Source organism: Mesorhizobium sp. M4A.F.Ca.ET.050.02.1.1 (assembly GCF_003997725.1).
In the GTDB taxonomy this organism is placed as follows: Bacteria; Pseudomonadota; Alphaproteobacteria; order Rhizobiales; family Rhizobiaceae; genus Mesorhizobium.
This window is the reverse complement of record NZ_RZSG01000134.1, coordinates 1-10,963: the sequence shown is the minus strand read 5'-3', so window position 1 is coordinate 10,963 and position 10,963 is coordinate 1. Positions and strand designations below refer to the sequence as shown.

The following is a 10,963-nucleotide window of genomic DNA, read 5'->3' as shown; positions in this document are numbered from 1 at the left end:
GGTGCCTCGCCGCTCCGCGAATGGAGCGGCGAGGTCGCTGCTTCGTTGTCATCGCTCTCGGTCGTACTCGCTGGTCATCGCCGAGCGGCAATCGGAGTGCTCACCGCTTCTCCCGAGGTCGCCAGCTATCCCGCAGGAAGCACGCCGCACGCGAGCCAACGCCGATCGATTCCGCGTGCAACTCGGCGCCTGGCGAAGTCGAATTGCGCAAATATGCCGTGGATCGGCCGTCTTCGGCCAATCCTGAAAACTCTGCAAATCTTGAAATTGTTGGCTCCCCGGGCCGGAGCCTATGCTGTAACCTTATCGTTCACTTTGGCAAAAATTGCCGCCTCATAACGGCTTGAAAACGCATCATAAGTGAGGATTTCCTTGCGAAGCCTAACCATATCGTCTACTGCTAGCAACGGACCCAATAGCGGGGAAAAAGCGGGGAAGATGACATGGGGAGCCATACTCGGAACGCTTTGACGGTCAAGAAAATCGAGTCCAGCAAGGCCAAGAAATTACGCGACGGCGGCGGGCTGTGGCTGGTGACGAAGGGCAAGGGCAGGTACTGGATTTTCGACTACCGTTTTGGCGGCAAGCGCCGTGAGATGGGGCTTGGTCCGCTACACACGGTCGGCCTCGCTGAAGCTCGAGAGAAGGCCGAGGCGGCGAGGGCGCGATTGCGCCAGGGCGCAGATCCAGTCGAGCACCGAAAAGGCGTCGAGGCCATTGAGGCGGCGAAAGCACTATCTTTCGCGAAGACATTCGGCGAGTACTGTGACGATTACGTTGATGCAGCCGTCAAGGCAGGCCGCTGGCGCGGCGCCAAGACGGAAGCCGGCTGGCGCAACACGCTATCCAACCATGCCGCGCCCCTGCGGTCCAAGGCGATAGCACTCATTGGTGTAAAAGACGTGCTTTCGATCCTGCGTCCATTGTGGGGTGTTAAGCAGGAGACGGCGGAGAAGTTACGTGAGCGCGTCGAGAGCGTCCTTGACGCAGCCTCGGTTGAGGGCTTGCGCAGCGGTGCCAACCCAGCCGCTTGGAAGGGCAATCTCGAGCATGTGCTGCACAAGCCAGACCCACTTTCCAGTGGCAACCATGCTGCGTTGCCATACAAGGACGTGGCTGTGTTCATGAAGAAACTTGCTGCGGTCGATGGCATGGGCGCTCGCGCTGTCGAGTTCGCAATCTTGACGGCCGCACGGAGCGGAGAGGTACGTGGCGCGAAATGGGACGAAATCGACCTCGCCGCGAGAATGTGGAGCGTCCCTGCAAAGCGCATGAAGTCAGGTAAAGAACATCGCGTGGCACTCTCCAGTGCCGCGGTAGCGCTGCTTAAAGCTGCTTCTCGGTTTGAAGGCAATCCCCTGGTATTTCCTGCGGTGCGGGGAGGGGAGCTTTCCGACATGACCCTTGCCGCCGTCATCAAGCGCATGCATGCCGCGGAGGTGAAGGCTGGTCGCAAGGGCTGGATTGACCCCAAGCAGGTCGACAGTGACGGCGGGCCGAAAGTAGCCACGGTGCACGGTATGCGGTCGACGTTCAAAGATTGGGCAACGGAAGTGTCAGACCATGCGCGCGAGCTTTCAGAAATGGCTCTTGCTCATGCTGTAGGAGACGCCACCGAACGAGCTTATGCGCGCGGCGATGCATTGGCCAAGAGGCATCGGCTCGCTGACGATTGGGCTGCCTACTGCGGCAAAACAAAGGCCAAAGAAACTGCTTGACATTTCAGGAACGGCTTAATTCTGCTTGACACAGAAGGCGAAAACGCCTATAGACGACAGTGACGGCAATGCCGTTTGAGTCGCCAGATTGGTCGTAGGCCTCAACGAGACTGAGGCGGCGCAAAGCGTCGGTCAACCTTCCCAGCCTAAATTGAAAATCATAGCTGCTGCGCGCGGAGAGTTCCGCGCGATGAGGAGGATTCGTGAACGACAATTTCGAATTGGTTTCGCTCAATCGTGCCGCAGAGATGACCAGCTTGAGCAGGTCAATGATCAACCGATATCGGTTTGAGGGACGCTTTCCCAAGGCTGTTCCGCTCGGCGAAAAGCGCGTCGCTTTCGTCGCGTCGGAGGTGCGCGCTTGGATCTCCGACAAGATCGCGGCGAGGGCTGCCTAAGCCATCACTGCGATTTTCACGCAGTGAGCGCACCTACACCACCATAACAAAAGAGCAGCCGACGAACGGCGCCCGCAACCCCGAACTACCAACTGGACAATCTTACATGCGCATTAGAAACGCGCGGCGGCTCGACATGAAGCCAACGCCGCGGGGTTTCACTACGCTTGCCAAGTTCGAATTCGAACCGGTGGCCGGCGTCGTGATTTACGACTGCATTCTTATCAAGGCACCAGACGGCCAATATCTGGTCTACGGCCCGCCTGCAAAAAACAATGCTCCAATTCTAAGCCTGGAGCCGGCGCTACGCCGCGAACTAGTCCAAATGACGCTGCGAGGGATTGACGCGAATGACCAAGCCGCAGCCTGAGGAAAACACACCGGACGTCCGCACTCACGTCGAAATTCTTCACCGGCTTGCTGCCGGCATCGACGGCATACTCGTAGTCTCAACCTTTCACGCCTCCGCGACGGCCGACAAGGATCGTCCCGGCACGGTCACGCACCACCCTGTCGGCGACGTCGAAGGCATGGTGGCCGCGATCGCGGCGCACATCGATACGCCGCATGCGAATGTCTACGTCGGCCTTCAGGTGATGCGTAAGGGCCTGGCCCGCGGCAAGCGCGGAACCGAGGCGGATATCGTGGCAGTCCTCGGCCTTGTCGCGGACATGGACGGCGATACCGGTAAGATTGGCGACCTGCCGATTGAGCCGAACCTGATCCTTGAGACGTCGCCAGGCAATGGCCAACCATTTTGGTTGTTCGATAGGCCGCTAAAGCCGGCCGAGGCCAAGCCGCTTGCTGAGGCGCTAAAGCGAGCTACCGGTTCTGACAATGGCACTGCCGATGTAACCCACGTGTGGCGTGTGCCAGGAACACTGAACTGGCCGAACCGCAAGAAGCTTGAGCGCGGGCGCTCACCGGATCCCGTTTGCGTTACGGTCGCTCAGGCGTGGGCCGGCGAACTGACGAGCGTCGAGGCGCTGACCGATGCGCTCGCGTCGTGGTCGACAACCCACGCCGAGCCGGCACCGATCGCAATGGGCGACCTTCCTGACGTAGCTTCGCTAAAGGTATCCCAAAAAGCGGCGCGCCTATTGGCGGCCAATGATGTTGGCGATCGGTCGGCCCACGCAGCTTCCGTGGCCGAACAACTGGCGTTTGATGGTCACACTGCCGAGGCTGCACTCGCTCTGTTTCTCAGTGCGACGGGCGACTGGCTCGCCAGGTATACAACGGAGGAGCGAGCCAAGGCGGACTTTGCACGATGCTGGACGAAACACGGCGCCAAGCATGGTGAGCAGCGCGCGGCGTGGTCGGCAATGGCGGGCAGGGTGGCCAACAAGCCGACGCCGAAGCCTGCGAACGACAATCGCCCCTCTACGGCTATCGATGCGCAGACGTTGTTGTCGATGGACTTTCCACCAGTCGCCTATGTTGTTCCCGGCGCGATTGCCGAGGGCCTTACCATTCTTGGCGGTCGACCGAAGCTTGGCAAAAGCTGGCTTGCGCTGGCTGTGGCCATCGCAGTGGCTTCAGGCGGCCCCGTACTTGGCCAGCACTGCGACCAAGGCGACGTTCTTTACATGGCGCTAGAAGACAACCGCCGTCGCCTGCAGGACCGGCTCAGGACGCTACTGCCATCGGTAAAGCAGTTGAGGCCGGACTTATCGCGTCTCGAGCTAGATACCGAAGCGCCAAAGATCGATGGCGGTCTAATTGACCGACTAGAGGCTTGGCGGCTGGCGGCTGCCAATCCTCGAATGGTTATCATCGACACACTTGCGATGGTTCGTCCTGCGAAGAAAAAAACGCAAGACTCCTACGAGGCTGATTACGCTGCTCTGTCGCCGCTCCAGAAATGGGCAGGCGAGCACAGATTGGCCGTCATGGTAGTCACGCACGTCAGGAAGATGGAGGCGTCGGATCCGCTCGAAATGATATCCGGCACCAACGGTCTAACCGGAGCGGCCGACTCTATCCTCGTTCTCAATCGCGATGCCGATGGGCCAAAGCTTTACGGCCGCGGTCGCGACATCGAGGAAATGGAGAAGGCGCTGCTGTTTGACAACGGCAGGTGGTCGGTCCTTGGCGACGCCGTCGAGGTAAAGCGCAGCGCCGAACGGCGCCAAGTGCTTGCCGCCCTTGAGGACGCGCTTGGCTCTATGTCGCCCGCTGATATCGCCAAGGTCATCGGCAAGCCAAAGGCAAACCTCAACGTGCTGCTGACCAAAATGGTGAAGGACGGCGAGATCGTGAAGGTCTCGTATGGACTTTACGCGCACCCAGGTAAGACCGGTAATACCGATTAGAGTTGATCGGACTCTAACCACTCTAACCAGTCTAATGCATCAACAGAGGAGACACACAGTGAAAGCACAGAAATGTTTGCAATCGAACCATACGCCGCCGAGCGGCAGGTGTTTAAATCCAACGATAAAGGCGGCATGGACTCCGTCTGGGAACCTGTGCGCGTGCTCGGTGTGACCATGCAGGATGACGAGCCGGTCTACATTGTCGAGACGCTGAACGGCCGAGACCGCATGCTTGAATGCGAACTCTATGTGAGGCGAACATGATTAAGGCACCCCCCGCGCACGAAACAGTGAGTAAGCGCTACCTGTCTTGGGAAGCGTTTTGGAAGCTCAGACCTGACCTCAAGCCCGACAACGACAACGAGCCGCAGACTGAGGCGACCGTCCGCAAGGCGGCCAGCCGGTGAGCGCGACCGGGAGGGGGTGACTCCATCTCTGGCGCGATTCAGCCACGGACCGCTTGCAACCCCATCGTGCGCATTCGCAAGGGACCGGTTGAGAAAATATTTGGCCTCGCTTTGAGAAACAAGGCGTTGTGGCCTGAGAACAGGTGAAATCAGAATGAAATCAGATACGATTCAGGCGACAAGACCGCCCGCCCACCTACGTCCAGCGACAAAGAAGTGGTTCAAATCCGTTACCGAAAACTACGAACTCGACGGCCACCACGTGCGCCTTCTCACACTGGCGGCCGAAGCCTGGGACCAAGCCCAGACTGCGCGAGAGGTTCTGGATAGAGACGGCCAGACTTTCAACGATCGCTTCGGCCAGCCAAAGGAAAGGCCGGAAGTTTCCATCAACAATTCGGCTCGCATCGCGTTCGCCAGGCTCATCCGTGAACTGGCACTAGACGTCGATGCGCCTGCCGACAGCCGACCGCCAAGGACAAGGGAATATCGCTGATGGTCCGTCGCATCAAACAGCGCCGCTCCAAGCGCACCGAAATCCCGCTGGTTGACGCCGACCTGTTGATGCGAGCTGGGCGTGACTATTTCGAATGCCTGGGTGACTATGGTTTCGACCCAGCGCCGAGACCGGGCATGATCGAAGATGAGACGATGCTCGCAATCTGGGATGACCACTGCGACGAACTCGAGGCCGCATGGCGAGATCCGCGGTCGCCGTTCTACACGTGGCCAGAACAATCAGAGCCGTACATCTACGAAGTGCTGCGGAGGCAACGTGAGGCGGCTTAAGACAAAGCGAAAGCACGCAGTCCGCGTCGACTTCGACGTAACGCCTGCGTTGCGGGAAGCCTTCGATGCCTACCTAGCCAGCGAGCCGCGGCAGCCGGCCAGCGCTTGGCCAGAGTTCCTTCGTCTTGCGGACCTGCTCGATGAAGCCGGTGCGCCGGTTCAACCGCTGTTGGCGGGGGTGTTGCTGCCATCATCCGCGGCAGGAGGGCTCATTAATGCCGGAGGCGGTGGCGGTGTATCGAAGGCTGGTGGCGGACTAGGCAAAGAAAAAGCCCGGCCGCAAAGGACCGGGCTTTCCCTTTAGAACAGTCGACTGAGTAGCAGTGCGACCGATGCAAGACTGATCCGAAGATCAATCCCTAGTCGAACGCTTCCAGTCGACCGGCTGGTTTCGAGAACGATCAAGGCCCTCACGGGTCTCTCCATACTCAGGCGCGGCGGACTGCAAATGAACCGCTTTTCGCACCTTACCCAGCCATGCTTTGAGGGGATTTCTTTAGCCATCGGCTCCCCTCAGGGCACGCGGCTCTTTCCGTTGTCGAGATGAAGATGGTGATGGCAATTCCAGCTTACAAGAGGGCCTATTCTGGAAAAAATGGTCTGTTAACACTATATTTAGTGTTTGCGTAGGCTCTCAAGCCTAGATAGCGACAAATCAAAGACCGCCTGAAGGCGGCAAGCTCGCCGGCATAGCCGGCATATCGAAACGAGTCTGGCGGCTCGAAAACCTGGGGAACTCTGAATTCATGTCAATCTTCAACAGACGCGCGGCGCTGCCGAGCGGCCATCGCCTTTACACGTCGACAAAGACGCTGAAGCAGTCGCCATGGGTGGCGCAAAACGACAACTACGCCTCTCGCGGCAAGCCGTGTACCTGGCCGGCAGAGCCGGGAAACTGGCTGACGTCGAAGAGCCAACCGCGAGACGCTGTCGCAGTCGAGCCGGAAACGGACGCGCAATACTGGCTTGGCTCGCGGTACGCAGCAGCAAACGACAACAATGTCGACAGGCGATGGAAGGGCGAGGCGAATTACGGCCCGGACTCCGACTACCTCGCGCGCAAGGCAACGCCTGGCGCAACCCGCGACTACGAAGGCGATATCTTCTCCCGGCTCGTCGCCGAGGGGGATGTCGAGGCCGCTTTCGTTCTGCGCTCGATTGGCCAGTTGACGGCACCGACTGGCATGATGGCGGCGAACGACAATTTTGCCGAAGGCGCCGATGTAGAGATGGGCGACGGTTTCGGCCTCGACTATGCCCTTGAGCAGCCGAAGGCCGAGAAAGTCATCGAGGACTACGTCGAAAACGACAAGCTATCTGGCGGCTGGTTCACGTTCCGGCAACGCTCCGGAGCGGGCGGGTGTAAGCTCACCGCAGCGCATCGTAAGGACATGCGCGAGGGTCTCCATGTCGACAGGTATCTCGTATTGCGTGGCGTAGCCGAGCCACCGCGGCAGGAATACTTCAGCGACGGCACCACGCCATGGCGCTCTCACGCACCCAAGAACGCGGCAGCCGCTGCGGAGCTTGCTGCGGCTTGCGAGCGCACAGAACTCACAGGCTGGCAACGGGTGACATGGACGCGGTACGCCGCATTGGGTGCGAGAGTGTACGGCGATTTGAGCATCTTTTCGACGGCCAAGGGTGTGGGTGAGTGCGGCACGGCGGCGCCGGAGCATGGAGTCATACAAGAAATCCGCCGCGGCGATGCGGAGAAGGAATTCCGCAAGCGCATGTCGGAGCGCTCGCTTCGCCTTATCGATGCAGCCATATCGCGCTGCACCTACACCGAAATAGCTGAGGCGGCGGATCTTTCGCGCAATGGCGTCAAGAAGGCGGTGAAGGCCGCACTCAAAGAAGCATGGTCGGTGGTCACTGAAATCACCGGCGAGAAAATGCCAGAGCGACGAGATAACATAGCCGCATAGTGCCGTTTTCGGCTCTGCCGTTACGGTGAGGATAGGAAAGTAACTTCCACTCAGTTTTGCGTCGTCCGGTCCCAGGCTGGACGCGTAAGCCGCCACGACGCCAGACGTGACGGCACCCCGTCATTGTACCAGTAGTGCAGGCGGGACCAATTGGGAGCCAGGTGAAAGCCATTGGCTCCCTTTCTTTTTCCAAGCCGGCCCGCGCGAGACGCGGGCTTTTTGTTTGACCCAAAATTCCCAAAAACTAGGAGTGCCGAATATGGCCAATATCGCCGCCACCATGGCGGCTCTTCAACACGACTGCGGTTTTCGCGCGGCCCGCGCGGGCACGGTTCTGGAGCGACTGCTCGAGGCGCAACTCATTGAACCTGGCGCGCCTGGCGTTGCCGTCGTCATCAACCCCAGCGACTTCGCCATCCTACTTCTCGCCATGGCATCCGGCGCGCCGCTACGCGCTGTCGCTGACCGCACCGTCGAGCTATTCGAATGTGTTCCAGACGGCGTGGACGTGGACGTCATGCCTGAAGCAATTCGGCCGTCGAAGCGTACGGCATTCGACTATCTGCACGACCTTGTTTGGTCGCCCGATACGTCGCCAATCACCGCAGTCGAAATTTGTGAGACCTGGCCGGAAGTCGTGTTCCACACACGCAACGGCATCGTTCGCTTCCTGCCTGCCGGTGCTCTCGCCGGCCACTGGCAAGGCAATAAGCAGCGGCGCGCCACAACCATACCGACGAGTGCAATCGCGCTCGCCGCTGAAAAACTATTCGGAGACAGCAAATAATGGCTTCCTTCCTCAAGAAACCCACAGCCGCGCCGGCTCAACCCTTCCATGTTCCGTCTTTGGCTGAATGCGATGACGTCTATGCTAGCCTACTGGCAAAGCGCGGCGAGTTGAATGAAGGGCTTCGCATGCTTATCGCCACAGAGCGGCAGCTAGAGAAAGACATCGCAGCGGACACCACCCCGGACGTTCGCCCCGGCGTAGCCGCCCTGCTCGGCGACGGTCCGACCGCCAAGTCCGCGAACCGCCAGAAACTGGCCGCAGTGCGGGCTGACAAGGCTGACCACGAGACGGCCTCGCGCGCGATTGAGCAGCGGATCCGAGACGCCAAAACCCCCGCGGTGCGGAAGGCAATCGCGCTCGTTCGACCAGAGTGGGATCGTCGCCAGCGCGAGTTGTGCGAGACGCTCGCCGTTGTGCAGAAGGCGCACAGGGATTTGAACGACCTGGCTATGGAAATCGAAGCTGAAGATATTGGCGTTTCCCATTTTGGTGCGCAGCCGTTCTTCCTCGGCGACGCCCGCGACGGACACATTTCTAGGTTTTTGAAGGAGTGCGGCTATGCAGCTTAACGGCAATGAAACCCGCGTGGAACGCGCCATCGCGAACGGACGCCGCAAGCCATCGAAACGTGCCGTCAAGCTGCCCGGTGCAGCGAGCCATTCGTCGACGGACGAGTCCGCGGAATTGATTGCACGCCGGATTCAGCTTGCGAAAATGGAAAAGCGAGCCGGAAGGAAGTAAATGTCGAAGATAATCACTGGTTATGCTGTCCGTTTCAACGAAGAAACAGTGATATCCGGGCTCTGGCGGGAGAAAGTCGCGCCATCTGCATTTGAGAAATCGCTAAGAGATTACCCCGATGTGCTTGCGCTTTACGGACATGATTACAATCGAGTCCTTGGTAGGACGGCCGCGGGCACACTCGAGCTTCGTCCTGATCGCATCGGCCTCGACTTCACGCTGTACGTCGATGAGTCAACGCCTGATGGTTTGACTGCACTCGGTAACGTTCGTCGACAGGACATTTCCGGTTGCAGTTTTTCATTCGCGCCAACCAGGGAAACCTGGCTGGAGGGAGATGACTACGAGTTGCCGCTGCGCATCATCGAGGAAGCGATGCTATTTGAAATCAGCATCGTCTCGCTCCCTGCCTATCCGACCACCAGCGCAACCCTCCTCGAGCGCTCCGCCGACACAACCCCAATGGCAAACGCCTCCAACGCACGCCGTCGCGTTGCCGAGCGGGAGGCCGCGATGCGCCGCAGAGGTATCGCTATATGAGGCCGCGCACAGAAGGCACCTTCATCTCGGGCATCGAGCCGAAAGTCATCCTTGACTACGGCGAGCGTTTGAAAGTCGCTGGCCCCTGCCAGTGGTTTGATGAGGGTCAGCGTGTGTCATTCTGGATTGTGACCGACTTCACCGGAACGGTTATCAAGAAAGTCGCGCATTCGCTCGAGGCGGTAGCCTAGATGGGCCATTGGCTGAAGCCAACGAGAGACGCTAGGAAGTTATAAAAAAGAAGGGAGATTGCGGCCAAGGCGAAAGAAACTGCCGCCACCAGATTGACAACCCAAAGTGGCAATATCCACTTTAGCCAGTCTTTCTTCGCCCTTTGTGCTTCGGCCGCTACTTCTTTCAGGAAAACATCTGGCGGGTGGTTGGCGAAAATGATGGCTCTCTGTTTCAAAATGATTCTAGAGCTAACGATCATTTTGTATATTTCAAATATAACGAACGTACAGAGCGAAATCGACAGAAAAATAGCCACAAGCAAGGCGGCTTTGGCCGGCAAGAGCGACTTCGTGTTAGACCAAATAGTAAAGGCTCCCGCGTATCCGCCTATCAATATCAGGTTATTGTAGGCAACACTTTTGTCAAACGCCGCCGATAATATGGCGATGCGTTCGTCAAGTACCCGCTTGGCCAGGTCAGTTTCCTTCTTCTCTTGCTGCTCTAAGATTGCTCCTATCGCAGCAGCATAAGCCGGTGGCTGAGGCTGGACAGTGCCGCCCATAGTGAATCCGCCGCCCATAGTCATTACTCCGATGCAGCCGCCGTCGCTGTTCTGCATACTAGCATCTTCTGCGCCCAAAGAACTCGGCTTGTAGTCTTCCTCACAGCCTTTGTTTCAGGGCGTAGACTACGCGAACAGCAGCCTAGCGCGGCACGCACAGCCATGCGCGCCTGGCCGCCTAACCTCCAAAGGAATCAAAACATGACCACCATCCAACGCGCCACGGCGCGACCGCGAAGCCGTGCTGACATCATTGACAAAGTTGAAGTGCGCGTCTGGCGTGACGAAGATGCCAGAGCCGGCAAGAGTGCGCACTCATTTGCGACTATGCTTACCCGCGCCCAGTGGGATGAACTCACCACCGAACTCGACAAGCTTGAGAAGCGTCTCGATCTGGAGGCGCGCCGTCGCAAGTTGGATGCGCTCTACGCGCTCGAGCGAAAGTGGCTTGCCGAAGATGAGGCTGCGCTGGCCGGAGCAGGACAATAAAATGGGAGGATTGCCACGTCGCCCTGGCCGCGGTAGTTGGGGCGGCTGGGAAACACCAACCGCACCGACCGTTCCAGAAGTCCCCGAAATCCAGACCACACTACCTACG

At 58.9% G+C, this 10,963-nt stretch carries 17 protein-coding genes; 15 read left to right on the top strand and 2 right to left on the bottom strand.

Annotation, left to right across the window (positions count from 1 at the left end):
* Positions 1–339 (top strand): hypothetical protein (locus tag EOA33_RS39705; protein ID WP_210212568.1); only part of this gene is annotated, 339 nt, incomplete at its 5' end.
* 128 nt (positions 340–467) lie between these two features.
* Positions 468–1,718, top strand: a complete 1,251-nt coding sequence (locus EOA33_RS12055) for a site-specific integrase (RefSeq protein ID WP_245482313.1) — start codon at positions 468–470, stop codon at positions 1,716–1,718.
* A 4-nt stretch (positions 1,719–1,722) separates the two neighbouring features.
* Here EOA33_RS12055 and EOA33_RS38975 read toward each other — a convergent pair whose 3' ends face one another.
* Positions 1,723–1,995 (bottom strand): hypothetical protein, encoded by a 273-nt coding sequence (locus tag EOA33_RS38975; protein ID WP_190234259.1) that lies wholly within the window; start codon positions 1,993–1,995, stop codon positions 1,723–1,725.
* Between EOA33_RS38975 and EOA33_RS12050 the strand changes: the two genes are divergently transcribed.
* The 12 genes from EOA33_RS12050 to EOA33_RS11995 all read left to right on the top strand — a co-directional run bounded on the left by EOA33_RS12050 (position 1,967) and on the right by EOA33_RS11995 (position 9,820).
* Positions 1,967–2,116, top strand: a complete 150-nt coding sequence (locus tag EOA33_RS12050) for an AlpA family phage regulatory protein (RefSeq protein WP_127405724.1) — start codon at positions 1,967–1,969, stop codon at positions 2,114–2,116. The genes EOA33_RS38975 and EOA33_RS12050 overlap by 29 nt on opposite strands.
* 106 nt (positions 2,117–2,222) lie before the next feature.
* Positions 2,223–2,486, top strand: coding sequence for a hypothetical protein (locus EOA33_RS12045; protein WP_127405721.1), 264 nt, complete (start codon positions 2,223–2,225; stop codon positions 2,484–2,486).
* Complete coding sequence (locus EOA33_RS12040) at positions 2,467–4,431, top strand: AAA family ATPase (protein WP_245482312.1); 1,965 nt, start codon at positions 2,467–2,469, stop codon at positions 4,429–4,431. Before EOA33_RS12045 ends, EOA33_RS12040 begins: the two co-directional genes overlap by 20 nt.
* Before the next feature lie 72 nt (positions 4,432–4,503).
* On the top strand, positions 4,504–4,698 hold the full coding sequence (locus EOA33_RS12035; protein WP_127405720.1) for a hypothetical protein: 195 nt from the start codon (positions 4,504–4,506) through the stop codon (positions 4,696–4,698).
* 297 nt (positions 4,699–4,995) lie between these two features.
* Positions 4,996–5,337 carry a P27 family phage terminase small subunit gene (locus tag EOA33_RS12030; RefSeq protein ID WP_127405719.1) on the top strand — a complete coding sequence of 114 codons (342 nt, stop codon included), beginning with the start codon at positions 4,996–4,998 and terminating at the stop codon, positions 5,335–5,337.
* On the top strand, positions 5,337–5,630 hold the full coding sequence (locus EOA33_RS12025) for a hypothetical protein (RefSeq protein ID WP_127405718.1): 294 nt from the start codon (positions 5,337–5,339) through the stop codon (positions 5,628–5,630). Before EOA33_RS12030 ends, EOA33_RS12025 begins: the two co-directional genes overlap by 1 nt.
* An 830-nt stretch (positions 5,631–6,460) precedes the next feature.
* Positions 6,461–7,558 (top strand): hypothetical protein, encoded by a 1,098-nt coding sequence (locus EOA33_RS12020; RefSeq protein WP_127405717.1) that lies wholly within the window; start codon positions 6,461–6,463, stop codon positions 7,556–7,558.
* Between the two features lie 259 nt (positions 7,559–7,817).
* On the top strand, positions 7,818–8,345 hold the full coding sequence (locus EOA33_RS12015; protein WP_127405716.1) for a hypothetical protein: 528 nt from the start codon (positions 7,818–7,820) through the stop codon (positions 8,343–8,345).
* On the top strand, positions 8,345–8,917 hold the full coding sequence (locus EOA33_RS12010) for a hypothetical protein (protein ID WP_127405715.1): 573 nt from the start codon (positions 8,345–8,347) through the stop codon (positions 8,915–8,917). The genes EOA33_RS12015 and EOA33_RS12010 overlap by 1 nt, the downstream gene beginning before the upstream one ends.
* Positions 8,907–9,089 carry a hypothetical protein gene (locus tag EOA33_RS12005; protein WP_127405714.1) on the top strand — a complete coding sequence of 61 codons (183 nt, stop codon included), beginning with the start codon at positions 8,907–8,909 and terminating at the stop codon, positions 9,087–9,089. The genes EOA33_RS12010 and EOA33_RS12005 overlap by 11 nt, the downstream gene beginning before the upstream one ends.
* Entirely contained in the window at positions 9,090–9,629 is a 540-nt protein-coding gene (locus EOA33_RS12000; RefSeq protein ID WP_127405713.1) for an HK97 family phage prohead protease, read from the top strand. It begins immediately after the preceding gene.
* Positions 9,626–9,820, top strand: a complete 195-nt coding sequence (locus tag EOA33_RS11995) for a hypothetical protein (protein ID WP_127405712.1) — start codon at positions 9,626–9,628, stop codon at positions 9,818–9,820. The genes EOA33_RS12000 and EOA33_RS11995 overlap by 4 nt, the downstream gene beginning before the upstream one ends.
* Here the strand turns inward: EOA33_RS11995 and EOA33_RS11990 are convergent.
* A complete protein-coding gene (locus EOA33_RS11990; protein ID WP_127405711.1) occupies positions 9,817–10,422 on the bottom strand; it encodes a hypothetical protein in 606 nt (201 codons plus the stop codon). The two genes, EOA33_RS11995 and EOA33_RS11990, sit on opposite strands and share 4 nt — an antisense overlap.
* Before the next feature lie 144 nt (positions 10,423–10,566).
* On the opposite strand from EOA33_RS11990, the gene EOA33_RS11985 reads away from it, so the two are divergent.
* Entirely contained in the window at positions 10,567–10,854 is a 288-nt protein-coding gene (locus tag EOA33_RS11985) for a hypothetical protein (protein ID WP_127405710.1), read from the top strand.
* Positions 10,855–10,963 lie beyond the last annotated feature (109 nt).

Excerpts from the sequence above, each read along its gene's own strand:
- EOA33_RS12000 (WP_127405713.1), top strand. The coding sequence starts at position 9,090 with ATGTCGAAGATAATCACTGGTTATGCTGTCCGTTTCAACGAAGAAACA.
- EOA33_RS12005 (WP_127405714.1), top strand. The coding sequence starts at position 8,907 with ATGCAGCTTAACGGCAATGAAACCCGCGTGGAACGCGCCATCGCGAAC.
- EOA33_RS11990 (WP_127405711.1), bottom strand. The coding sequence starts at position 10,422 with ATGCAGAACAGCGACGGCGGCTGCATCGGAGTAATGACTATGGGCGGC.
- EOA33_RS12030 (WP_127405719.1), top strand. The coding sequence starts at position 4,996 with ATGAAATCAGATACGATTCAGGCGACAAGACCGCCCGCCCACCTACGT.
- EOA33_RS11985 (WP_127405710.1), top strand. The coding sequence starts at position 10,567 with ATGACCACCATCCAACGCGCCACGGCGCGACCGCGAAGCCGTGCTGAC.
- EOA33_RS12045 (WP_127405721.1), top strand. The coding sequence starts at position 2,223 with ATGCGCATTAGAAACGCGCGGCGGCTCGACATGAAGCCAACGCCGCGG.
- EOA33_RS12015 (WP_127405716.1), top strand. The coding sequence starts at position 7,818 with ATGGCCAATATCGCCGCCACCATGGCGGCTCTTCAACACGACTGCGGT.
- EOA33_RS12050 (WP_127405724.1), top strand. The coding sequence starts at position 1,967 with ATGACCAGCTTGAGCAGGTCAATGATCAACCGATATCGGTTTGAGGGA.
- EOA33_RS12035 (WP_127405720.1), top strand. The coding sequence starts at position 4,504 with ATGTTTGCAATCGAACCATACGCCGCCGAGCGGCAGGTGTTTAAATCC.
- EOA33_RS11995 (WP_127405712.1), top strand. The coding sequence starts at position 9,626 with ATGAGGCCGCGCACAGAAGGCACCTTCATCTCGGGCATCGAGCCGAAA.
- EOA33_RS12040 (WP_245482312.1), top strand. The coding sequence starts at position 2,467 with ATGACCAAGCCGCAGCCTGAGGAAAACACACCGGACGTCCGCACTCAC.
- EOA33_RS12025 (WP_127405718.1), top strand. The coding sequence starts at position 5,337 with ATGGTCCGTCGCATCAAACAGCGCCGCTCCAAGCGCACCGAAATCCCG.
- EOA33_RS12010 (WP_127405715.1), top strand. The coding sequence starts at position 8,345 with ATGGCTTCCTTCCTCAAGAAACCCACAGCCGCGCCGGCTCAACCCTTC.